This is a genomic window from Sneathiella sp. (assembly GCF_041689005.1).
Lineage (GTDB): Bacteria > Pseudomonadota > Alphaproteobacteria > Sneathiellales > Sneathiellaceae > Sneathiella.
In genome coordinates, this window is record NZ_JBDNHC010000106.1 from 43,270 (window position 1) to 68,245 (window position 24,976).

Annotated in this window: 17 protein-coding genes; 10 read left to right on the forward strand and 7 right to left on the reverse strand. The window is 54.4% G+C overall.

From position 1 onward, the window contains the following. Nucleotides 1–20: 20 nt before the first annotated feature. Complete coding sequence (locus ACESNI_RS12525) at nt 21–905, reverse strand: DMT family transporter (protein ID WP_373087242.1); 885 nt, start codon at nt 903–905, stop codon at nt 21–23. Nucleotides 906–1,099: 194 nt separating this feature from the next. Between ACESNI_RS12525 and ACESNI_RS12530 the strand changes: the two genes are divergently transcribed. The 5 genes from ACESNI_RS12530 to ACESNI_RS12550 all read left to right on the forward strand — a co-directional run bounded on the left by ACESNI_RS12530 (nt 1,100) and on the right by ACESNI_RS12550 (nt 5,708). Then, entirely contained in the window at nt 1,100–2,095 is a 996-nt protein-coding gene (locus tag ACESNI_RS12530) for a metal-dependent hydrolase (RefSeq protein ID WP_373087245.1), read from the forward strand. 26 nt (nt 2,096–2,121) lie between these two features. After that, on the forward strand, nt 2,122–2,601 hold the full coding sequence (locus tag ACESNI_RS12535; RefSeq protein ID WP_373087248.1) for a CYTH domain-containing protein: 480 nt from the start codon (nt 2,122–2,124) through the stop codon (nt 2,599–2,601). Nucleotides 2,602–2,805: 204 nt separating this feature from the next. Beyond that, nucleotides 2,806–3,471, forward strand: coding sequence for an urease accessory protein (locus ACESNI_RS12540; protein ID WP_373087251.1), 666 nt, complete (start codon nt 2,806–2,808; stop codon nt 3,469–3,471). Next, complete coding sequence (locus ACESNI_RS12545; protein WP_373087254.1) at nt 3,458–4,435, forward strand: DMT family transporter; 978 nt, start codon at nt 3,458–3,460, stop codon at nt 4,433–4,435. Before ACESNI_RS12540 ends, ACESNI_RS12545 begins: the two co-directional genes overlap by 14 nt. A 16-nt stretch (nt 4,436–4,451) precedes the next feature. Next, nucleotides 4,452–5,708, forward strand: coding sequence for a glycerophosphodiester phosphodiesterase family protein (locus tag ACESNI_RS12550; RefSeq protein WP_373087257.1), 1,257 nt, complete (start codon nt 4,452–4,454; stop codon nt 5,706–5,708). Nucleotides 5,709–5,719: 11 nt separating this feature from the next. Here the strand turns inward: ACESNI_RS12550 and putA are convergent, their stop codons facing one another. Next, complete coding sequence (putA, locus tag ACESNI_RS12555) at nt 5,720–9,436, reverse strand: bifunctional proline dehydrogenase/L-glutamate gamma-semialdehyde dehydrogenase PutA (RefSeq protein WP_373087260.1); 3,717 nt, start codon at nt 9,434–9,436, stop codon at nt 5,720–5,722. Between the two features lie 163 nt (nt 9,437–9,599). After that, nucleotides 9,600–11,147 carry an acyl-CoA carboxylase subunit beta gene (locus ACESNI_RS12560; RefSeq protein ID WP_373087263.1) on the reverse strand — a complete coding sequence of 516 codons (1,548 nt, stop codon included), beginning with the start codon at nt 11,145–11,147 and terminating at the stop codon, nt 9,600–9,602. 254 nt (nt 11,148–11,401) lie between these two features. Here ACESNI_RS12560 and ACESNI_RS12565 point away from each other — a divergent pair, with 254 nt between their 5' ends. Then, nucleotides 11,402–12,223 (forward strand): DUF3891 family protein, encoded by an 822-nt coding sequence (locus ACESNI_RS12565; protein ID WP_373087266.1) that lies wholly within the window; start codon nt 11,402–11,404, stop codon nt 12,221–12,223. 22 nt (nt 12,224–12,245) lie between these two features. Here ACESNI_RS12565 and ACESNI_RS12570 read toward each other — a convergent pair whose 3' ends face one another. The 4 genes from ACESNI_RS12570 to ACESNI_RS12585 form a co-directional block, all read right to left on the reverse strand. Further along, nucleotides 12,246–13,121 carry a pirin family protein gene (locus tag ACESNI_RS12570; protein ID WP_373087269.1) on the reverse strand — a complete coding sequence of 292 codons (876 nt, stop codon included), beginning with the start codon at nt 13,119–13,121 and terminating at the stop codon, nt 12,246–12,248. Between the two features lie 12 nt (nt 13,122–13,133). Continuing rightward, nucleotides 13,134–13,916 carry a 3-hydroxybutyrate dehydrogenase gene (locus tag ACESNI_RS12575; protein WP_373087271.1) on the reverse strand — a complete coding sequence of 261 codons (783 nt, stop codon included), beginning with the start codon at nt 13,914–13,916 and terminating at the stop codon, nt 13,134–13,136. Nucleotides 13,917–13,979: 63 nt separating this feature from the next. Beyond that, the gene (locus ACESNI_RS12580; protein ID WP_373087274.1) at nt 13,980–15,755 is read right to left on the reverse strand and encodes an SLC13 family permease; all 1,776 of its coding nucleotides are present in this window, start codon (nt 15,753–15,755) and stop codon (nt 13,980–13,982) included. A 120-nt stretch (nt 15,756–15,875) separates the two neighbouring features. Next, nucleotides 15,876–17,192: a mechanosensitive ion channel family protein gene (locus ACESNI_RS12585; protein WP_373087277.1), complete on the reverse strand. Its 1,317-nt coding sequence runs from the start codon at nt 17,190–17,192 to the stop codon at nt 15,876–15,878. Nucleotides 17,193–17,360: 168 nt separating this feature from the next. Here ACESNI_RS12585 and ACESNI_RS12590 point away from each other — a divergent pair, with 168 nt between their 5' ends. The 4 genes from ACESNI_RS12590 to ACESNI_RS12605 all read left to right on the forward strand — a co-directional run bounded on the left by ACESNI_RS12590 (nt 17,361) and on the right by ACESNI_RS12605 (nt 24,941). Further along, on the forward strand, nt 17,361–18,611 hold the full coding sequence (locus ACESNI_RS12590; RefSeq protein ID WP_373087280.1) for an MFS transporter: 1,251 nt from the start codon (nt 17,361–17,363) through the stop codon (nt 18,609–18,611). Between the two features lie 206 nt (nt 18,612–18,817). Continuing rightward, nucleotides 18,818–20,155, forward strand: a complete 1,338-nt coding sequence (locus ACESNI_RS12595; protein ID WP_373087283.1) for a TolC family protein — start codon at nt 18,818–18,820, stop codon at nt 20,153–20,155. Next, nucleotides 20,156–21,280: an efflux RND transporter periplasmic adaptor subunit gene (locus tag ACESNI_RS12600; protein ID WP_373087286.1), complete on the forward strand. Its 1,125-nt coding sequence runs from the start codon at nt 20,156–20,158 to the stop codon at nt 21,278–21,280. It begins immediately after the preceding gene. Between the two features lie 34 nt (nt 21,281–21,314). Beyond that, entirely contained in the window at nt 21,315–24,941 is a 3,627-nt protein-coding gene (locus ACESNI_RS12605) for an efflux RND transporter permease subunit (protein WP_373087288.1), read from the forward strand. Nucleotides 24,942–24,976 lie beyond the last annotated feature (35 nt).

The following is a 24,976-nucleotide window of genomic DNA, read 5'->3' on the forward strand; positions in this document are numbered from 1 at the left end:
GTCATTACCGGCGATCCGGTCTAGATCTCAGGATCAGCCACTGCCTGTGACTGTACCTTGGCACCGCGTAAATTGATAATGGCGACCCCGGCAAGGGTAATCGTACCGCCGATTATAAAACGCAGCGTAATAGGCTCCGAGAACAGCAGCACCCCGAACGCAACACCGAAAATGGGCGCCAGCAACCCATAGGGCGTCAGGACGGAGATGGGATATCGTTGCAGCAGGTAATACCAGCTGCCATGGGCAATGATCGTTGTTACGACGACGACAAAGAGCAGCGCGCCGAACGCCTCCCAGTCCATCGACAGCAGCGATTCCCTCTGCCCCTCCTCGATCAGGTAGGACAGCAGAATAAGGGGTGGTACGGATATGACACTAATCCACGCCTGCAATGTCATTGTCCCGACATTCCGGATCTGCCGCATTAAAATCAATCCTACCGCCATGAACATAGCCGCCCCGGCAACGAAAGCGACCCCTTCCAGTTGGTTAAAAATAACCGGGTCGAAGCCGATTGCAATAACCCCACTGAACGCCATCACAATCCCGAGAACACGCCGCCAGCCAATTGTCTCCTTCAGAACCAAAACGGCGAGTATCACTGAAAAGGGCGCAATTAGCTGGCTGGTTATAGCGACAGCAGTTACGCCTCCGGCCACATTAATTCCAATATAAAGAAAGGTAAAATGGCATACGCCGACGGTGATCGCGATCCAGATAATCGCCCGCATCCGGCCCTTGATGATTTTAAGAAAGGGCGACAGCAAGGCCGCAACCATCAGGAACCGTAACGAGGTAAAAAATAGCGGCGTAAAATGATCGAGGCCAACTTTTGAGGCGACGAAGGAAAACCCCCATATGGCACTTACCAGAAGTGCCAGAGCAATATGAGGAAATGTCATCTGACTAGCTTTCTAATAGAAGGCGCTGCCACAAAATATGGGCCATAACCGCCGATAGGATCATTCCTCGGGACGTCCATCGGAAGAACTGATCTTGTGTTATCTCAGGTTCAGGTTGACAATACAATTCGCAAGTTGAATTAACAGGGCCGAGGGCAGTGTTCGGTTCGACCACAAAGTCAAAAGGCCTGTAGATGGATTCAGTGACACAGTTTCTTCTGGGCGCGAGTATTTCAGGAGCATTACTCGGTCCCCGGATTGGCGCGAAATCCTTGCTCATAGGTGGTCTGGTCGCGACATTACCAGATCTTGACAGCTTCATTCCCTACGACGATCCCATTACCTCCATGACCCACCATCGCGGTTTCAGTCATTCCCTCATCGTCCAGACGATTATTTCGCCGGTCATTGCGATTATCGTCGGTAAGATTGTTCCCTCAACCGCAGCTCACAGGAAACTATTATTCCTGACGGTCTGGCTGGCCCTTATCACCCATAGCCTGCTCGATTCCCTGACGACATACGGAACCCAGTTGTTCTGGCCCTTGTCGACCTCCCCACCGGCTGCCCTTCCGTCGGTTTTTATTATCGATCCCTTTTACACCCTGCTCCTGCTCGCAGGCGTTTTAACGATATTTTTTGCCCGTAAGCGACCGGGTCGAGGCTTGAAGACAAACGGGATTTTGCTGGCCTTGGCAACGGGCTACCTTGCGGTCGGCGTAATGAGCCACTTTGTCATCGCCGCCCGCGCGGCCACGGATCCGCAACTCGCGGGCATGCGGATTCATGTTCAACCGACACCGCTCAATCTGCTGATATGGCAGGTAACGGCGATATCCGATGATAGATTTTCAACAGGCTTGACTAGTCTTGTTCAAGACTGCCCCATTCGCGATCTCATCACCGCGGATCGCCACGCCATGCCGGAGGGACTAGATACAGTCCCGCCTCCGGTCGAGCGTCTGGAATGGTTCACCGACGGTTTTTATACCTACGGAACGTCGGGAGATGCCCTGACAGTTACAGATCTGCGTATCGGCTATTACCCCAGTTATGCCTTCTCGTTTAAATTTGCGGCGGAAGAGGGCGGCAAGATCACGCCGATTAACCCCGAACGCATTCCCATCAGCTATGAAAAGCGCGCGGGCGACCTTTTCGGACAGATGGCAAAAACGCTGAGAGGCTGCTGATACACCCGGTTGGAGAAGATGGCATAATGGAAATTGAACGGAAATACCTCGTCGCCAATGACGGCTGGAAAGCCGATATTCTGTCGTCTGCGCGCATTGTGCAGTTTTACCTCACGGGCCTTGACCAGTCGCCGACGGTAAGGCTGAGGCTTGTCGGTGATCAGGGTATCCTTACTCTGAAATACCCCTCTGTTTCCGACACGGTCCTGGCTCGCGATGAATTTGAATATGAAATTCCCAAATCGGATGTGGAGGCCCAGCTTCACCGGGCGACAGGGGCAATAATTCGTAAAACCCGCCATAACGTAAAAGGACCGGACGGCCAGCTTTGGGAGGTCGATGAATTCGCCGCCCCGGTGGGCGGCCTGATCCTGGCGGAAATAGAACTAAAGAGCATAGCGCAATCCTTTGCAAGGCCGGACTGGCTTGGCAAGGACGTGACGCAAAATCCGGCCTATAGCAATCTTTCGCTTTCTTTTTCAGCACAGCCAACAGCTGGAGACTAATGGCGATTGGGGCGTCAATTTTTTAGATCATGAAGACAGCCGACATCAAAAATATTACTGGCGAATTTGACTGGCGATCTATACTGTTCGGACAGAGCCTCCCCAAAGGCATGTTCCAAATTGCAACCCGTTCCTCCCGCCTGAGAGAACTACATCACGGAGGCGACAATTTTTTCAATTCTTACACTTGGTTTTCTCATCGGCATGCGCCATGCCCTCGAAGCAGATCATGTCGCCGCGGTCGCCAGCCTTGCAACGGGCAGCAAGACGGTGGCCCAGACTATCGTTCATGGTGCGGTTTGGGGGCTTGGCCATACTCTCGCCCTTCTCGGTGTCGGAACGATTGTCATCTTCATGAACAGCGCCGTTCCCGACCAGCTCGCTCATTGGCTGGAATTCACGGTGGGTGTGATGCTCGTTCTCCTCGGGGTCGACGTTATTCGTCGTCTCGTCAAGGATCGCATTCATTTTCACTTTCACAAGCATGACCCTGAAAGCCGCCCTCATATTCATGCCCATTCGCATCGCGGCGAAGGTGTTCATCAAGCCTCGCCTCATGATCACAAACATTCGAAGGGGCTGACCGCCCGTGTCCTTGCCGTTGGTATTATGCATGGTCTTGCCGGGTCGGCAGCGCTTGTTCTTCTTGTTGCCGGAACGATCGACGACCCCTTTACCGGGCTGCTGTATATCATCCTGTTTGGCTTCGGCTCCATTATCGGGATGGCCGCGCTTTCCGCCGTGATTGCGGTGCCGCTGCGCTATTCGGCAACCTCGATGACATGGGCTTATAACGGCCTGCAGGCCACCGTTGGCGTCGCCACGATCTCCCTCGGTGCCTATACGATGTACAGCCTTGGCCTTGCCTGAAGTTCATCCACAAGGCGGAAAAATATCGCATCCCGTTTCCGCTCTCCTACCGCATCTGGCGCTGCTTTTTGCCGTCATGCTTCTGGGGCTATCGTTTGTCGGTGTCAGGGCAATCATGGCGGACAACGAGGCACCGGCAACGCTCGGCTTTCTCCGATATGGCCTCGCGGTGCTGATATTGCTGCCCTTCCTGTTAGGGGCAAAAGCAAAACGGCAAAAGTTGCCGCTGAATGTCATTCTTATCATTATCCTTCTCGGTGTTCTGCAGTTCGGTCTGTTCCATCTGTTCATCAATACAGCGCTTGAGAAAATTACCGCCTCGCGCGGGGCTGTCATATTCGCCCTTATCCCGATCATGACGATGTTGCTTGCCGCCGCCACCGGACGCGATACCCTGACCAGCCTCAAGCTGTTCGCCGCCATCCTGTCGATCATTGGTGTCGCCGTTGCCATAGGCGAAAAAGCGTTCGCGCCGGAGGCCGCAAGTAAAAGCTGGACCGGTGAATTGCTGTTTTTCATGGCGGTTTGCTGCGGGTCAATTTATAACACCTTTTCCAGTCGGTTGATGCAAAACCGGTCGGTCCTGCTGATGACCATCATCGGCATGGGCGCTGGCACCATGGCTATTTTCCCCGTCGCCTACAGCGAAGGTCTTAGTTCCGTATTAACCGGTTATACGACGAAAGACTGGATGTGGATATTTTACCTGTCAGGTCCTGCCGCCGCCGTGAGCCTGCTGATTTTTAACTGGGGATTGCAGCAATTATCACCCTCGCAGACGGCGATTTATGTGCCCATTGCGCCGATTTTGGCAGCCGCGTTCGGTGCCCTCATCCTGAATGAACATCTTTCTCAACTGTTTCTTGTCGGCCTTGGCTGTGCTGTCGCCGGACCGATACTCGTAAATTGGCGGCGGCGGGGCGGCGTCAACAGCCCTGCCCCGCCGGAACGCCCGCAGAACTAACCTTGAGGAGGAATATATGACCGCCTTTCACCGCCGATATTTTCGCTCTGTCCTTTTGGCCTTTCTTTTATCGACGATGCCGGTGTTGTCGGTCCCGGCGATGGCGTATGACCAGCTGTTGCAACTCGGGCCCCGCCCGCTCTATTTGATCGATGACATGGATGAGAGCCCCTTGAAGGACGAGCTTGAGCAATGCCGATCCGGGCCGTTCAAGACCACGGATTTCTCGATTGGCCATCGGGGTGCCTCGCTGCAATTTCCGGAGCATAGCCGCGAAGGCTATCTCGCGGCGGCAAGGATGGGGGCCGGTATCATCGAATGCGACGTGACCTTTACCAAGGACAAGGCGCTGGTCTGCCGCCATTCCCAGTGCGATCTAGCCCAGACGACAGATATCCTGAGCCAGCCGAAGCTTGCGGCGAAATGCTCGGATCCGTTCAGTCCGGCGGATAGTGCCACCGGCGCAAAGGCAAGTGCTAAATGCTGCACCTCAGACATTACGCTAGCTGAATTCAGAATGCTCCATGCCAAGATGGACGGGGCCAACCCCAAAGCGACGACCGCTGAGGAATATCAAAAGGGAACGCCCGATTGGCGGACGGATCTTTACAACTCGCCGGGGACCCTGATGACCCATGCGGAGAGTATCAAGCTTATCGATGATCTCGGCCTTAAATTCATCCCCGAGCTTAAAGCCGCCGAGGTGTCGATGCCCTATGAAGGGACCTATAGTCAGCAGGATTATGCCACGGCACTGGTGGCGGAGTACAAAGCCGCCGGGATCGATCCCGGCCGCGTTTATCTGCAATCGTTCAACCTTGCCGATATCCTCCACTGGATTAAAAACGCGCCCGAATTCGGCGCCCAGGCGGTCTATCTTGATGATCGCTACCAGGGCAACCGCCTGAACCCGGCCGATCCCTCCACATTCTCGCCCAGTATGGCCGAGCTTGCGGCTGACGGGGTGAAGTATATCGCGCCGCCGATATGGATGCTTCTGGACCTGGATGCGACCGGCAAAATCATTCCGTCGGCTTACGCAAAAGAGGCGAAGAAGGCAGGCCTTAACCTTTTCACCTGGACGCTGGAACGCTCCGGATCCCTGACTGAGGGGGGCGGCTGGTATTACAAGACAGTCGGTGCCGCGATCAATAACGAGGGCGATGTCATGACTGTCCTTGAGGTGCTGGCGAAGGATGTCGGCGTCAAGGGCGTTTTCTCTGACTGGGCGGCAACGACGAGCTATTACGCCAATTGCCGGGGCCTTGAATAGGCCCGCGGCTGTCAGGCCTCGTTGGCGGCAAGCAGTTTTGTGTTGCCGCCGGATGCCGTAGTATCGATACAAAGCGCCCGCTCGGATACATAGCTCCGCCAGTCCAGCCCTCCTGCGCCCGTAATCAGCGGAATGATCGCGCCCGTTCGTCCGGCAAGGGCTAGGCGATAGGACTGTAAATCATAGACATCCTCAGTGAGTGCCGCCCCGGCAAGCGACGGCAGGGACGTGACCATTTCCGGATTAAGCGGTCCGTCCACAGCGAACACTAAATCTTTCAGCAGCTTTGCTTTTTCAGTGGCAGCGACAAGGGCCTTTGTCTCCGCGGACGCCTCCATCAACAGGACCGCGTTCCCGGTCAACAGGGCAATAGCCGCAAATTCAACCGCCTTTGCTCCGGCAGAAAGAATAACACCACGGCCATGGAGCGAAAGCCGGTTGCTTTCCCCCGTCGGGCCAACGAGATTTTGCGGGGCCTGCCCGTAACCCGACGCTTCTTCCAAGCCGGCGGTAAATGCCCGCTTGGCATCTTCAGGCAATTTACTGGCAATTTTCTCCAGTATTGCACGTCGGTTATCCGTGCCGTCCCATTTAATTTGCGCGGCGCTGGCCCGTACCATAAGCGGGGCGATCGCTTCCTGTCTGGACGTCGTAGGAGCGGCACTTTCCGCCGCTTTGGGGGCTATCGTCGCTCCCGACTTACAATTCGCCGCGGTCATGAAGCGGCGTAGGTAAAGCGGTCCGCCTGCCTTGGGCCCAGTCCCCGACAATCCCTCTCCGCCGAAGGGTTGAACGCCGACAACTGCGCCGATCTGGTTGCGATTGACATAGAGGTTGCCGACATGGGCGCGATCGCAGATTTCCTGAACGCGCGTGTCAACCCGCGTATGCATGCCGAGGGTCAGGCCATATCCGGTGGCATTGATGCGGTCGACAACGGCTGTCATTTCATTGGCCTTGAAGGTCGCGATATGCAGGATCGGACCGAATATTTCGCGCTCCAATTCCCCGATCCCGTCAATGCGATAGGCGGAAGGAGCGACGAAACATCCGGAGGCGGCAAGGCCGGTCACGTCGAGCTTCTTGATCAAACGCTCCTTTTCCTCAAGATCCCGGCAATGATCCTCGATCCCGGCCTTCGCCTCGTCATCGATAACCGGACCGACATCCACCGATATATCCCAGGGGTTACCGATTTTAAGCTCGTCCATTGCGCCCTTCAGCATTTGGATGACTTTTTCCGCGACATCTTCCTGAACATACAGAACACGCAGGGCCGAACATCGCTGCCCCGCCGATTGAAAGGCAGATGCCACAATATCGCGCACGGCTTGCTCGGGCAGCGCACTAGAATCGACAATCATGGCATTGAGCCCACCGGTTTCGGCGATGAGCGGGGCCTGCGGATCGGCATTTTCGGCCATTGCCCTGTTGATCCGCTGCGCGGTGTCGGTTGAGCCGGTAAAACAGATCCCTTTTATGGCCGGATTGGCGGCCAGCGCCGCCCCGACCACCGCACCATCGCCAGGTAAAAGCTGAAGCACGTCGGACGGGATCCCGGCTTCAAACATCAGTTCGACGGCCCGCGCGGCGATGAGGGGCGTTTGTTCGGCGGGTTTGGCAATGACCGGATTACCGGCGACTAGCGCGGCGGCGATCTGGCCGGTGAAAATTGCCAGGGGGAAATTCCACGGCGAGATACAGGCAAACAGGCCACGCCCGATATAATCGCCCGCCGTCATATCAAGGCGCGCGCGCAGGGCGTAATAGCGGCAAAAGTCTGCCGCTTCCCGCACCTCGGATATCCCGTCAAACACTGACTTGCCCGCTTCCCGACTGAGCAGAGCCATAAGCTCCACCCGGTGCCGCTCATAAAGATCAGCAACGCGTTCCAGTATCTCTGCCCGTGTCTCAACCGGTGTTGCCCGCCATTTTTTCTCTGCTCCCACGGCGATTTTGACTGCGGTCGCGACCTCTTTCTGTCCAGCGTCGATGCAATGCCCAACGATATCCGAATGAAGCGAGGGATTTAAGATCGCATGATTTTCGCCTACCTGCGCTTTCCCACCAATGACCGGAGCCGCCGTCCATTGGGTATCGTGAAATTCGGCGCGGGCCTTATCAAAATCAGCAAATGTCGAGGGATTGGCAAAATTTATCCCGCTGGAATTGCGACGGACGCCGCCGTATAGCCCTTCCGGGCTCGGGATTTTCGCATTTGCAATCGTCGGGAAGCTTAGGATGGCGGAGACCGGATCGCGCACAACCTCTTTCGCCGGTACCTTTTCATCCAGCACCTGATTAACGAAAGAGCTGTTTGCCCCATTTTCCAGCAACCGCCGGACGAGATAGGCGAGCAGGTCTTCATGAATGCCAACGGGTGCATAAATCCGGCACCGGTTTTTATGCTGTCGCATGACCAGATCATGAAGCCCCTCCCCCATGCCATGGAGCCGCTGAAACTCGAAATCATCACTGCCCTTGGCCATCTGCAAAATAGCGGCGACGGAATGGGCATTGTGGGTGGCGAATTGCGGGTAAATGCGATCGGTCATGGCGAGGAGTTTTTTGGCGCAGGCAAGGTAGCTCACATCCGTCGAGGCTTTGCGTGTAAAAACCGGATAACCGTCGAAACCCGCTACCTGGGCAATCTTGATTTCCGTGTCCCAATAGGCACCCTTGACCAGCCGGACCATGATCTTGCGATCAAGGCGGGTGGCAAGCGCATAGAGCCAGTCAAGGACGTAGGCCGTACGCGGTCCATAGGCCTGAACGACAACCCCAAAACCGTCCCATCCCTTCAGGTCCGGGCTCGCCAGAACCTTCTCAATCACATCCAGCGACAGATCCAGCCGATCCGCCTCTTCCGCATCGATATTAAAGCCCATGTTGGCATTTTTAGCCTGAAACACCAGACTGGACAGCCGCGGGACCAATTCGTCGAGAACCCGTTTGCGCTGAACATATTCATAGCGGGGATGCAAGGCAGACAACTTGACCGATATTCCCGGGTTTGACCGGATATCAGTCTGCTTAATATTTTCCGAGAGAGTTGATATCGCCTTGGCATAGGCCATGAAATAGCGCTGGGCGTCGGCTGCGGTTCGCGCGGCCTCCCCCAGCATGTCATAGGAGTAGGTATAACCCTTCTTCTCCATCCCGCGGGCGCGTGTCAGGGCCTCCTGAATGGTACGCCCGAGCACAAATTGATGGCCAAGGACTTTCATCGACTGGCTGACGGCCTTTCGAATGACTGGCTCCCCCATGCGCTTGACCAGCCTGCGAACATGGGTCACAACATCAAGGTTATTATTGCCAAGCGGATGAACGACCTTGCCAGTCAGCATTAATCCCCAGGTTGACGCATTGACCAGTGGGGAGGCGGAATGACCTAGATGCCGGCTCCAGTCCGCCGGGGCAATTTTATCGCTGATAAGGGCATCCATGGTAATATCATCGGGCACCCGCAGCAAGGCCTCGGCGAGGCACATAAGCGCCACCCCTTCTTCCGTTGTCAGCCCGTATTCGCCGAGAAAGGTTTCCATGACACCCGGATCGTCGGCGCGACGCAACTCCTCAACCAGCACCGCCGCGTTATCGACTATTTCCTGGCGTTCTTCACCGCCGAGGTCCAAGTCTTTGATCAGCCGAGTGACAGTTTCCGTTTCATTCGCAAGATAGACGTTGCGAATGTCGATACGAAGCTTCTGCGTTTTCTTTCCGGACATGGCACAACTCACCCTTTTGACCCTGTTATTGCGAGGGCATAATACCCCATCCACCACAGGATTTGTGACCAATTATTTCAATAAAATATTACCTTTTATCCATATATTCCATATTCCTATCACTAAAGACCTGACTAAATCTATATTTGAAGGAAATACGACTTTAGGGTCGAACGCCGAAGCTGGGCACGCCGGTCCGGCGCAAGGGGGCCGCCAATTCGGCAAAATCACATAGCAGTTTTCGAGTATCCCGGGGGTCGACAATCTCGTCAATCATAAAACGCTCGGCCGTCCGGAACGGGGAACGGAGCCGGTTAAGCCGTTCCTCAATCTCCTCGAGCTTTTTCTTGGGATCGTCTGAGGCTTCGAGCTCGGATTTATAGGCCGCCTCCAGCCCGCCCGCAATCGGCAGTGAGCCCCAGTCCCCTGACGGCCAAGCGTAGCGCAGATTGAACCGCCCGGAATTCATATGGGCTGCCCCCGCCACACCGTAGGTTTTACGGACAATCATGGCGCACCAGGGAACAGTTGCCTGGAAAATCGCCGTCATCGCCCTCACCCCATAGCGGATGGTCGCCTGATCCTCCGCATGCCGTCCGACGAGAAAGCCCGGAATATCGACAAGATGCGCAACAGGCAGATGAAAGGTTTGCGCGAGATCGACGAAACGAAGCACCTTTTGTGAGGCTGCGGCCGTCCAGGCACCGCCATAATGATACGGATCACTGGCAATGATCGCGACCGGCCAGCCATCAAGCCGGGCAAAACCGGTGATGATTGAGCGGCCCCATTTCCGGCCCATTTCAAAGAAGCTATCCTTATCAACCACAGCCTCAATGATCTTCCGCATCTTGTAGACTTTGCGCGGGTCCCGCGGTATCGCGTCAATCAGCCATTCTTCCCGTCGTGCCGGATCATCCTCAGAAGGTTGACGCTCCGGGAGGTCAAATACGGAAGACGGAAGATAGGATAGAAAACGGCGCGCAAGCTCAAATGCCTCTTCCTCACTATCGGCTTCATCATCGACCGCGCCGTTGCGGGTATGTATTTCAGAGCCGCCAAGCTCGTTCTTAGTCAGCTTCTCGCCTATGCGCGCCACCACTGGCGGCCCGGCCACGAACATCTGCGAGGTTTCCTTGACCATGACCGAATAATGGCTGGCCGCCACGCGGGCAGCCCCGAGGCCCGCCGTCGAGCCGAGTGCCAGCGCCACAACCGGAACCTTTGACAGGTTATCAACCACGACTTCCCATCCGCTCACGGCGGGAACATAGGTCCGCCCCGCGGTTTCAATCGTTTTAACGGACCCGCCGCCGCCGGTGCCATCGACCAGACGCACAAGGGGGAGTTGCAGGCTGTTGGCCATCAACTCGACATGGGTCAGTTTTTCACGAATGCCGGCATCATTGGCTCCGCCGCGCACGGTAAAATCATCTCCGGCAACAACGATCCGCTTGCCATTCACCCGGCCGCGACCCGTGATCAGGTTCGCCGGCTGGAAATCAACCATTTTACCGTTGTCGTCATATTCCGCCTTGCCGGTGACGGAGCCGACTTCCTCAAATGAGTCGGTGTCGAGCAGTTTCTCGATACGGTCGCGAACCGTCAGCTTGCCCGCATTGACATGGCGGGCAACCTTCTCCTCTCCGCCCATTTTCTTGGCGAGCTTTTGCCGTAATTTCAACTCTTCAATTTCTTTTTCCCAACTCATGGAGACGCCCCTTTTGTTATTGTTTTTCTATGATAGCGGCGATCAGGATCCATTTTTCCCTGGATACAGCCAACCAACACCTTGGATCCGGACTATTACCGGATCATCAAACCCGTCTATGGTATCGCTGTCAACCGCTTCGCTTAATAGACACCCATAGAGACCTGTGCCCCGCCTATTAATTTCAAACAGGTTGCTCTTCCGTTTCCAGGGACTATGTTTAAAACAGATTTTACTTCTATTCGAGGTATAGAATGATTGTACAGACGGCGCCGGATAATGCTCCGCGATTTATTATGACAAACAGCCAGCATAGCGCCTTTGCTGGCCGCATGGCGCGACAATTCGGTAACTCGGATTTTGCGGATATAAATCCCTCGGCGGAAATGTTTTTTGTCATCGATCATCATGATCACGGCTGGAAGCCGATTGATGAAAACCCGCAGTTGGACCGGGAAACCGGGCTTCCCTATCATCTCGACCAAACACCTAAGGACCTCACTATAGAAACGCTCGTCCCCGGGGCAAAATTCAACGAGGCGCATCACCCTTACGCCGGCCTTCTGGCGGCGATGCATATGTGGGGCCTATACAACGGAAGATATGGATTATCGGATTACCATCCCCTCAATATTGACGACAACACTCTGCGATCAGAATTCGAAAGTACCCTTGAGGAACTGCTGGAACTTCAGAATGAATTGAAGCTGCAACTCGCACAAGATACGGTCGCCGCAGAGTGGATAGTGCAAAACCATCTTTTCCAGAATTACAAGCAGCTTGAATTTTTCGATGCTTTGGCGTTGTATTTCAACTGGTCCCCTGTGACATCGCGACGGAAGGCAACATTCACGTCGGTCCCGCTTAGTGAGCTTGCTGATACGTCCATTACCGTCACACCACTTGAAGGCAACCGGTATGCCTTTGCGCCTTTCCCGTTCGTCCGCGAAGGACTTGAATTTTATTTTGAGGGGCGATATCTGGCGCCGATGATAGATGCTCCCGAAGAGGAGATGCAGAACGCTCTTGCCAAAGCCCCGACAGAGCAGCAGACGGTCGTGTTTGTAGCAGGCTGATATTATCTATCGGAGCGCGGCATCATCCCTCGGGCAAGGGGGTAAATTCTGTCTCTCCGGGGACCGGGTCAAACACCCCGTGTTGCCAGTCCTGTTTCGCCCGATCAATCCGCTCACGGCTAGTCGAGACAAAATTCCAGTACATGAAGCGCGGCTCCGGCAGCGTATCGCCGCCAAAGATTGCCAGAACGGATGATTTTACTGCCGTGATGGTTGGCGTTGCATAATTGCGGAGAACAGCGAGGTTACCCTCTTCAATAGGTTTGCCGTCAATCTGTATCTCGCCCTCAACCACATAGAGAGCCGCCTCATCGTAACCTGCGGCGAGATCCAGATCCGCCCCAGCGTCCAGCCGGATATCCGCAAAAAAAAGTGGGTTCAGGGTTGTCACTGGCGATGTTTTTCCAAACAGCGATCCAGCAATCAGGCGCCCTTTCCAGCCGGGGCCGGATATCTCCGGCAATTCGGATTTCGGCGTATGGGCAAAGACAGGGTCAGTTTCCTGCTGCTGCAAGGGTAGGGCCACCCACATTTGCAAGCCATGCACGCGCTGATCAACCGCGCGTGCCGCTTCGCCGCTCCGCTCGGAATGAACAATACCCCGTCCCGCCGTCATCCAATTGACATCCCCGGGAGAAATCTCCTGAACGGAGCCGACACTGTCCCGATGTAAAATCGATCCGTCATAAAGGTAGGTAACCGTCGCAAGGCCGATGTGTGGATGAGGACGAACATCGAGTCCCTTTCCCGCAGCCAAGACCGCCGGTCCCATGTGATCGAGGAAAACAAACGGCCCGACGGCGCGACGTTTTGCAACCGGCAGCAGCCGCCGGACCTCAAAACCACCGATGTCCTTGGTCGCCCCGGTAATTACCAGATCAACCGAATGTGGTTCCATCCAAATTTCCTCTTACTGGGCGGTCCAGCCGCCGTCGATTGATTGCAGGCTGCCGGTAATATTTTCTGCCGCATCACTGCACAGGAAGACCGCGAGGGCTGCGACCTGCTCGATTGTCGTAAATTTCTTGGTTGCCGCAGAGGCCAGCATCACGTCATCAATAACTTCCTGCTCGCTCATCCCTCGGGTTTTGGCCGTATCCGGGATCTGTTTTTCAACAAGCGGTGTCCAGACATAGCCCGGGCAAATCGCATTGACCGTGATGTTGTCACGCGCGACTTCCAGCGCCGCCGTCTTGGTCAGCCCGGCAATGCCGTGTTTCGCCGTGACATAGGCACTTTTGTTCGGTGAGGCAACGAGCGCATGGGCGGAGGCGGTGTTAACGATCCGGCCCCATCCACCTTTTTTCATAATCGGGATCACGTTGCGAATTGTATGAAAGGCCGAACTCATGTTGATCGCAATAATGGCATCCCACTTGTCGACCGGAAACTCCTCGATCGGGGCGACATGCTGAATGCCGGCGTTGTTTATCAAAATATCAATGCCACCAAATTCCTTATTCGCCGTTGCAATCATATCGGTAATCTGATCAGGCTTCGTCATGTCAGCGCCATGGTACAGGCACTTGATTCCATGTTCACTTTCAAGGGCGCTTCTCAGGGTTTCGATCTCGGATTTGTCGCCGAAACCATTGATCATGACATTACAGCCTTCCGCTGCCAGAGCCCGCGCGTACCCCTCGCCAATACCAGAGGTTGATCCTGTGATGACTGCGTTTTTGCCTTTTAACATTTCGCCACCTATTCTATTGAAATATATAAATAAATTGGAGTATGAGCGGCGTAACGCCTGTCCTTAAAGCGGCCAAAACAGCAAAATTGACGGCACTGCCACAAGGATTACCAGTATTTCAAGCGGAAGGCCCATACGCCAGTAATCCCCAAACTTATAACCGCCCGGCCCCATAATCAATGTGTTATTCTTATGGCCGATCGGCGTGAGAAAGGCGCAGGATGCGGCAACTGCCACCGCCATCAGGAACGGATCGGGATTGACCTCAAGGCGATTGGCAATATCGACCGCTATCGGTGCGCCGATAACCGCGGTTGCCGTATTGTTGAGAACATCCGAGAGCGTCATGACAACCACCATCAGCACGAATAAGACCACCATAACCGGCAATCCATCAGTAAGACTGACGATACCTTTGGCGATCAAGGCGGTGCCGCCCGATGCCTCCAGTGCCGCCCCCAAGGGAATCATGGAGCCCAGCAGGACAATCACCGGCCATTCAACCTGATTGTACACCTCTTCTATTGGCACGATGTCGAGGGCGACATAGGCGGCCACCACAATTGCCAGCGCGACGGCCAGATACAGACCGCCAAAGCTGGCTGTGACAAGGGCGGCGCCGAATATCCCGATTGCCAGCCAGGCGCGCCCGTACTGAGTTACCGACAATCCCCGTTCGGCGAGAGGCAGAACGCCCAGCCATTGCGCCACGTCTTGAACCCGACTGCTCGGCCCCAGCAGCAACAGGATATCGCCCGCGCGAATGTCGAGATGCCGCACTCTTTCCCTGAATTTCGCACCTTGACGCGAGACACCAAGCAACGTCACTCCATGACTGCTGAGCAAACGAAGGGACATCGCCGACTGTCCCTCAATCCGGGCGTATTTCGGAACCACGTATTCCATCAGCGCCATGCCGCTGGCCGCGGTTTTTTCTTCACCTGTCTCGCCGTCAAATTCAAGCTTCATGACACCGCGGAACTGATCAATGGCTTTGGGACCAGCATCGACCACGAGGATATCCCCGGCGCGAATTTCAACATTGCGCGCCTGACCCGCAAGCCGCTTGTGGTTTCGCACCAGACCGATGACCGCTGCGTCGCTATCCTCTGCGGCCTCATCCAGCTCACGAACCAGCTTTCCGATCGCCGGAGAGTCTTCAGACACGACAAGCTCGGCGAGATATCCCTCGACGTCCCGCAAATCGACCATCGGGCTTTTGGCGTCGCGCGCGCCCGGAATTAGCCGCCAGCCAACAATTGTAATGAAGATAATTCCGACGACAGCACAGGCGAGCCCGACCGGGGCAAAATCAAACATACCAAACGGCTCCCCAAGGGCCTGTTCCCGATAGGATGCAATGATGATATTCGGCGGTGTCCCGATGAGCGTTACAAGGCCACCCAATATCGTCGCAAAAGCGAGCGGCATAAGGGTGATGCGGGGTGATCTTTTTGCCTTGACCGCCGCCTGGATGTCAACAGGCATCAGCAGCGCGAGCGCGGCGACGTTGTTCATGAAGGCGGAGAAAATTGCGCCCAGCCCGCTCATCGCGGCGATGTGGTTAGAGAGTTTCAGATCAAGCGCCGTCAATCGCCGGGTAATCAGGTCGATCGCCCCCGAATTCACAAGCCCGCGAGAAACGATCAACACCAGAGCGACGATTATCGTGGCCGGATGACCGAAACCCGAAAACGCCAGCGAGGTCGGGATCAGTCCAAGAACAAGGGCAATAATGAGCGCAACGAAGGCCACCAGATCATAGCGCCATTTGCCCCAGATGAGCATCGCAAATACGGCTCCAAACAGGGAAAACAGAAGAATTTGGTCGATTGTCATGAAACTACCCAGAAAAAGTCATTACGGGAAAGCGATAAAGCGTAAAGCATAGCTTATTGACATAAATCTGGAAATAGTTCGCAGCGTATGAAGATAAATAGTTCTGGAATTTAAGTAACGTCAGTCTTTCCCGTCCCCCGTTTCGAATTGGGCGCGCGGTTTATCGTCCACCATCTGAACCCGAATGTCGCGTTGCGGGAAGGGGATGCCGATGCCCTCCTCTTTGAAGATCTGCCAGATCCGAACCAGGACAGCACTTGTGATATTTCCGCAGCCCTCTTCCGGATCCGCGATCCAAAAGCGCAGTTCCAGATCAATCGCGCTGTCGCCAAACCCGCGCATGAGGCATCGCGGCGGCGGATCACTCAGCACTCGGGGAAGATCAAGTGCGGCGGCTTCGACCAGAGCAATTGTCTTGGGCACGTCTGAATCGTAGGCAATTCCAACCGGCACCCGCAGCCGGACATTTTTTGAGCTATACGACCAGTTAATCACCTGCTGGGTAATCAGGTCTTCATTGGGAATAAGATATTCCATCGCATCGCGGGTAATCACCGAGGCGTATCGCGCGCCCATGGAATGTACCCTACCATATGTCTCACCGACCTCGATAACGTCGCCGGGCTTGATGCTCCGGTCCAATAGGAGGATAATACCGCTGATGAGGTTCGAGACGATCTTCTGTAAACCGAAGCCGATACCGACACCGAGGGCACCGCCGAATACCGCAAACGCAGTAATATTGATCCCTGAATTGGAAAGGATTATCAGGACCGCCGTGGCCACCAGAGCGACACGAACCAGTTTGGCGGTCAGAACCTGAACAGCGGGGGTGAAAGCCCTTGTTTTGTATATTCTGGCCTCAAGAAACCGCGACAAGCCGAAGGTGATCCAGAAAACGATGATGGCGGCAATGATTACCTTGACCAATCCCAGCATCGAGATCCGCGTCTCACCAAGGTTGAAGGCCAAACTCTCAAGAAAATCCAGCGTCGGCGTCAACAAGCCGAGAATATTTAACGCGGCAATGGTCCAGGCACAAAAAGCGACAAGCCGCGCCCAGATCTTATTTTCGGCCAGACTGGTCACAATATTGATGATGATCCAGGCGCTCAACAGTGAACAAACTGCGCTAATTATATGGGAAGGGGGCCCGACGCCCTGGAATACTGCGAGAATGGTGAATTCGAGCACAAGCCAGATGAGCGGGAAAGATAATTCCGACAGAATATCCAGAGCCCGGGCAACGGGAGATCGCGGCGGTAACCGGTGTTGCAACCCGTGCAGGGCCGCTTGCAGTTTGCGGCGCGTAAAGTACGCGACGGCAAGTCCGGCAAGGATGGCAAGCAATTGGGCAATGACATCAATATCGGTCCCGAGGGCTGCCAGTTGCTCCCAAGCCTGATAGAAAAACTCTCGTAGTTTATTTTCTGTCATTACCGCTGAGCTTACTCTGCTTACCAATGGAATCAAAGCATTATTGGATGCGCACTGGGATGCCCGCATTTAATGATGAAAAGTAATACGTCGGCGTCAATCTCTGTGCTAGAGTGAGTAAAAAGCAACTGCACCGCCCGTTTTGGCGTCTCGGAAAAGGTTATTTTCTTGTCTATTTTTTCGATACAGGCCTCGGTCAGCGGTACCTATCTAGATAGTCGGTATTCATGGTTTCGCTTGGCCATGTCAGTGCTGATCTCGATTATTGGCAGCGCCGGGATGTGGGCTGCCGTTGTCGTCCTGCCTGCGGTCCAAACTGAATTCGGGATCGACCGTTCAGACGCCTCAATTCCCTATACGACAACAATGGTTGGCTTTGCCCTCGGCAATTTCGTGATCGGCAGACTGATTGACCGCTTCGGGATTGTCTATCCGATGATGGCGGCCGCTCTCCTGCTCGGCGTCGGGTTCGTTCTCGGATCCTTATCGAACAATATCTGGACCTTTTCCTTGATACAGGGAATTTTTATCGGCACCGGTTCTGCAGCGACATTTGGTCCGTTAATTGCCGATATATCCCATTGGTTCGAACGCCGCCGGGGTATAGCCGTTGCCGCCGCCGCAAGTGGAAACTACCTTGCCGGCGCGATTTGGCCGCTCATCCTCAAAGAGGTTATCGCGGCGGAAGGCTGGCGCGAAGCCTATCTTGTTGTCGCGGTGGCGTCCGTGGTCATCATGCTGCCTATGGCCCTGTTCCTGCGCCGCCGGGTGCCTACCCAGGTGATCGATCTTCCCAATGGAACCTGTGCCCCGGGGGCGGCGATACACCGTCAGATCAGCCTGTCGCCCCGGGCCTTGCAAATTCTGCTGTGCATGGCAGGCATCGGCTGCTGCGTTGCCATGTCAATGCCGCAGGTTCATATCGTCGCCTATTGCGCCGACCTCGGTTTCGGTGTGGCCAATGGCGCGAACATGCTCTCGCTTATGCTCTCTGGCGGCATCGTCAGCCGGTTGTTGTCGGGCTTCCTTGCGGACCGGATCGGCGGGGTGCGTACGGTTCTTCTCGGCTCTTTCCTGCAATGTCTGGCCCTGTTTCTTTATATCCCGTTCAACGGACTGGCGTCGCTCTACGTAGTCTCACTAATCTTTGGCTTGTCCCAGGGCGGCATAGTTCCAAGCTATGCTATGATCGTGCGTGAATATCTGCCTGCGCGTGAGGCCGGACAGCGCGTCGGCCTGGTGATTATGATGACCGTGGTGGGCATGGCGCTGGGCGGATGGATGTCTGGGTTGATTTACGACCTCACCGGCTCCTATCAGGCGGCATTCATCAACGGGATTGCCTGGAACATGCTGAACATGATGATTATGGCCCTGCTCCTGTGGCGAACACGGGAGGTGCGTGAAGCTCGCGCGTGAGCCGCGCCCCGATCCTCGCGGTTTTTCATCCATGCAGATTGAGGGCAATTGACCAGAAAAGCTAATGCCACACAAAATAGCAACTTGAGTCGTCTGATTAACGTGAATCGTCTAAAGTCATCTAACGAGTGATATGATTTTGACACGCCAATAACGGGAAGTTATAGTTTATTCAGGTGTTTAAGGGCTTTGGGGGGAGGGTCAGGATGTCGAAGCTGCTTCGCTTTATTTCAACAGCGATCCTGTGCACGGGGGTTTTTGTTACATCTTCCCATTCTGATGAAGCACCGCTTCTCAGTCTGGAGGACGCACTTACCATCGTCAGACTCCAGAATCCCCAAGTCCAAAATGCGAAAATCCAAATCGACGTCGTTGGCGACCAAACCGATGCCATGCGGACAAAACGCTATCCGCAACTCACCGCTAATGTTCGGGGATTCCAGAATTTTGTCGATAATGAATATACCTTCGAACAGGGGTCCCTCGGGACTGTTGGCGTCGACCCTGTCCCGTCCAGTACCGTCGAGATTGGCACGACAAACGGATTTAGCACCCACTATTCCCTGACGGCGACCCAGCCGCTAATGGATTTGTATCAAATCGGGCTGAATGTCGATAAGCTTGAAATGCAGCAGGATATTGCGCGCCAGCAATCAAGACAGACCCGGCAATCCATTTCCCTGCAGGTCAAACAGCTCTATTACCAGATTCTTAGCAACCAGAGCGCGGTTGAGGCAACGGATGCCACCCTGGAATTTGACAGGGAACTCGTGAAAATTCTTAAAGACAACGTCGCGCAGAAAACCGAGCTGGAATACCAACTGCTAAATGCGGAGGCACAGCTTGCCTCGACACAGCACAAATTGCTCTCGCAGAAAAATGACATTATCACCAGCAAGCAGCAGCTTAATTCGCTGCTTGGCCGCGATATTTCCACTCCGTTCAGTGTCAGCGCGGTTCCCGCCGATCCGATGGCGCGTTACACGGCCGATACCGCCACTGAGCAGGCGTTGGCCCAGCGCCCGGACACAGAGCAGGCCCGCCTGCAGGTGAAAGTCGCTGAAAATGATGTTGCCATACAGAAATCAGCCTATTTGCCCGAGGTTAATCTGGTGGCGAATTATGGACGCTCGGAAAATACAACGCTACTGCCGGATGAAAGCATGTATGTCGGAGTGATCGCAAAATGGGAGTTTATTACCTGGGGACGTAATGAAAGCCAGGTTTCCGGCTCGAAACGGGCCGTTACACAGGCAAGAAATTCACTGCGCGACAATGAAGATCAGATACGCGCCCAGGTCAGTGCCGATATTCGTAATCTTGAGGTCGCAAAACAACTGATCCCGGTCACACAAATGGCGCAAAAAGCGTCAGAAGAAAAGCTGCGGGTGAGTTTGAATCAGTATAAGGAGAAATCTATTCTCCTCAGTGATTTGCTTGATGCCCGGTCTGAATTGTCGGCGGCAAACAATGATTATCAACAAGCTCAACTGGCGGTATGGAATGCGGCTGCCCAGCTTCAAAATGCTTTGGGAGAGGAATGAATGTCGCTTAAATCCGTACTGACCGTCAGTTTGCTGTGCGGGGTCATGATACTTCAGGGCTGCGATTCAGAAGAAGCCCCTCCGGTTGCTCCACTGCAACCGGTTCGCGTACAATCACTGACCCAGGATAAGCTGAGCGAAGATACCCGCTATACGGCCAATATTGAAGCCGATAAACAGGTTAATATCGCGTTCAAGATCACCGGCTATGTCACTACCTTGATGCAGATGGGTACAGCCGGAGCTGAACGGGCGATACAGGCGGGCGACATCGTCAAGAAAGGGGATCTGCTGGCCACCGTCGACAGCAAGGATATCAGTGACAGCCTTAAGCAGGCGAATTCCCAGGTAGCCTCGGCGCAGGCGAATTTGAACAAGGCGAATGAGGATTATAAACGGGCAAACTCCCTGTTCAAGTCTAACAGTATGACGGAGCCGGATTATGATTCGGCCAAACAGGAATATGAAAACGCAGTGGCGCAAATGCAGAATGCCACGGCTCAGCAAAAAATCGCCCGCAATAATGTCAAGGATTTTGATCTGGTTGCCCCGTTAGGTGGCGTCGTTCTCCAGCGGAATGTCGATGTCGGAACACTGGTCTCCCCGCAGACCGTGGGTTTCGTCATCGCCGACACGGCGATAATGAAGGCGGTTTTCGGTGTGCCGGATACTGTTGTGCAGTCGCTTAAAGTTGGAACGGCGCAAAATTTTACGACACAAACCTATCCCGACAAGGTGTTTGACGGCACAATTTCCGAGATATCCCCCGCCGCCGACGCCAGCAGCCGCGTCTTTGATGTCAAGATCAACGTGCCAAATACCGACAATCTGTTGAAGGTCGGAATGATTGCCTCGCTGACCCTGCCAAAAGGAAATTCCGAGCATACGGCGGCGTTGATCCCCCTCTCGGCAATTGTCCGTGCAAAAGACAATCCCGAAGGTTATGCGGTATTTGTTCTGAGCATCAAAGACAAGGCAGACTATGCAACCCTGAAAACCGTTGAGCTGGGGCCGGTCCACGGCAACAAGATTGCTGTTTTAGGGGGGCTTGAGGCGGCCGATCGTGTTGTTATCAGCGGCGCCACTTTCCTGAGTGACGGCGAACAAGTGGCGATCATTCCTTGAATTGTTTCTATATAATTAGGCTGGGAATTTGTCTGTGAAGGACCTTACGGAAAAACATAATACGGCACGGTATTTTACAGAGAACCTGCATATTTCCTGGATTTTACTTATTGGCGTCCTTCTCTGGGGCGCCTATGGCTATCTTTCCATGCCTAAGGCCAAAGACCCGATAATACAGGTGCGGGTGGCCACGGCAATCACCAGCTGGCCCGGTGCAGATGCCACTAAAATCGAAGAGCTTATCACTCGGCCGATAGAGGAGCAGATTGCGCTCAGTTCGACGCTGCATCGCACCAGCCCATCTAAATTTGCCATCAAGTCCCTTACGCTTCCCAATCTTTCAATTGTCCAGATCCAGCTTTCGGAAAGTCTCAGTGAGACCAAATCAGCCTTCAACGAGATCAATCTGAACCTCCAGGCAATGGCCCCCTCCTTGCCTGCCGGGGCGGGCGCTATCCAGTTCAATGACGGGTTCGGGAATACAGCCGCCATTCTACTGACCATCGCCAGCCCGACAGAACGGCCGGTTGAAATTTCACTCCGCGCCCGGGATATTGAGGCCGCGATCACGGCTACGCGTGAGAAGGCGGGCGATAGCGCTGTCGCACGGCGTTCCTTAATTGTGGTTATGCCGCGCGATATCGACCTGACGGCGCCCAGCAGGAATATGGATCTTTTCAGGGATTATCTTGTTGTCGACAAGGGCGTAACCAACGCCGTTGCCCTGCACGGCCCCGGGTTTATTGGCATCGATTTCGCAAGTGATCTCTCCGATGATGACATCAAAACGCAGCTGAGCAATTTCCTGGAGCAAAAGCTTGCGCAGGTGAAATTTCACGAGGATGCCTGGCCGGCAGTTATCATCGGCGATCCGGGCCAGACTAACGCCAAACTGCAAGAAGCCCCCGGGGGTAAATACAGTTATCGGGAGCTGGACGATTTCGCCAACCTGATCACTCGGACCCTGCAAACCATTCCCCTGGTAACCGTCGTCAACAGCTCCGGTGCGGTTGATGAACGCATTTATCTGGAGTATTCTCAGGACTTGCTCGCATCCTATGGCCTCACACCGAGCGACGTAAGCGGTGCAATCATGGCCCGCAACAGCGATATCTCGGGCGGTGAATTTCATGTCGGCGGCTCGAATATTTTGGTTGAACCCGTCGGCAAATATGTCAGTCCTGACCAGATCGGCAGCACCGTTATCACCAAGTCATCGTCGGGGTCTCCCGTATATCTTCGCGATATCGGGAATGTGGTTCCGGGATATCAGTCACCGCCGGAATTCCTGAACTATTATAACTGGCGCGCTGACGCGGGAAAATGGCATCGCGGCAAAGCAATTTCACTGGCGATCCAGATGCGCGATGGCGGCCAGATTGCCAAGTTCGGTGAGGCGGTGACGGCGGCAATGGCAGATGTCCGACCGCATCTTCCCGAAGATCTGGTCATCGACCGGGTGTCCAATCAGCCCTCTCAGGTGGCTGAGAATATTGATCTTTTCATGACAGCCTTGATCGAGGCGATTATCCTTGTTGTGGCCATTTCCTTCCTCGGTTTCTGGGAATGGAGATCCGCGCTGTTGATGATGCTATCGATCCCGATTACGCTTGCCTTGACTTTCGGGATAATCGATATGCTGGGCATCCAGTTGCAACAGGTGTCGATCGCCACGCTTATAATCGCCCTTGGCCTGCTGGTGGATGATCCGGTAGTGGCCGGAGATGCCATAAAACGCGGACTGGCCGCCGGAGAGCCGCGTAGTCTCGCCTCTTGGCTTGGTCCGACGAAATTGGCCCACGCCATCATGTTTGCGACAATTACAAATGTTGTCGCCTATCTGCCATTCCTGCTATTAGACGGAAATACCGGGGAATTTCTCTATAGCCTGCCGATTGTCATGGCAACCGCCCTCATTAGCTCACGTCTGGTTTCTATGAGCTTCCTCCCGTTTCTTGGTTATTTTCTGCTGCGGGCCCGACAAAAGCCTGAAAAAACAATCGAGGAGCGGCGTCAAAGCGGCTTCACCGGATATTATTTTCGTTTCGGTACCTTCCTGATTGATAACCGGAAAAAAGCTCTCCTTGTTTCCTTTATATTCCTCGCCCTTATCATTCCGCTTAAGAATGTCCTTAAAACATCCTTCTTTCCAGACGATGTGCAGTATCTTTTCTATGCGGATATCCAGTTGCGAAATGATGCCACTATTTACGAGACGCAGAAGGTCGTGGATAAGGCAGAAAATATAGTCCAGCAGGTTGCGGCTGATTTTGGAGCAAAATTGGGGGCCGAGGGCGGCGGTGACCCTCTCACCTCCATCGCGAGCTTCCTTGGCGGTGGGGCACCGCGGTTCTGGTTTTCTGTCACTCCCCAGCTTCATCAGCGCAATTATGCCCAGTTGGTCATGCGAGTGAATGACAAGGACCTGACCGACAACCTGATCGTCCCGTTGCAAGTTGCCCTGAGTTCACAAATTCCCGATGCAATTATCGATGTTCGGCAACTGCAGACCAACCCTGTTCCCTATCCCTTGGAAATACGTCTGGTCGCAAAATCAGCCGTGCAGTCGAACGGGCCGGAAGAAGAGGCTGAGATTGCGACCTTGCGATCATTATCGGAAGAGCTTGTCGGTATTTTTCGCAAGGCCCCCAATGCCACGCGGCCGCGAGATGACTGGGGCCGGGAAACCCTCAGACTCCGGCTTTCCATCGATCCGGACAGGGCATTCCTTGCCGGTGTCTCCAATAAGGATATTGCAGCCTCCTCCTCCGCCGGGATCAATGGTAACCAGGTAACCACCTTGCAGCGAGGGAACAAGAATATTCCCGTCGTCACCATATTGACCCCCTCCGAACGCGCGCAGATTTCAGACTTGCAAAACCTTTACGTGTTCAACTCGAACAACAGCGATAAAGTCCCGATGGGACAGATTGCAAAGGTCAAGTATGAGTTGCATACTGAACGGGTTAATCGCCTTGAACATTTTCGGACGGTCAGTGTCCAGGCCTTTCCCTTGGCGGGCGTCTTACCGTCAGAAGTCATGAAGCTGGTTAAAGACGATCTTGCTACATTCGAAAAACGGCTCCCCCCCGGCTTTACTATGGAAATATCCGGTGAACAGGCAAACGCAGAGAATGGCTTCAAGCAACTCACAAAGGTCATGGGAATATCTGTCGCGCTGATTTTTCTGGCGCTGACCTTCCAGTTTAAAAATGCGGTTAAACCCCTGATCGTTCTGGCAGCCGTCCCCTACGGCGTCATTGGCGCTCTGATCGCCCTTGCCGTCACCAACAGTCCATTTGGATTTATGGCATTTCTCGGCATCGTCGCGTTGATCGGGGTGATTGTCAGCCATATCATTGTTCTGTTTGATTTCATCGAGGAAATGCGAGAAAAAGGCGAGCCGCTTGAGGAAGCATTGCTTGATGCCGGTATTGTAAGGTTACGTCCGATTCTGATCACCGTCGGCGCGACTGTTTTTGGCCTCGGACCGCTTGCCCTTCACGGCGGTCCGCTCTGGCAGCCGCTCTGCTACGCCCAGATAGGCGGGCTTACCGTCGCGACCTTCACAACGCTTCTTCTTGTCCCGGTTATTTACTCTATCTTTGTTCTGGATTTAAAGATTGTAACCTGGGAAAACCTTGAGACGAAACCGGCGTAAGGCAAACTATTGGCACCCGTCCTTAAAATTCGATA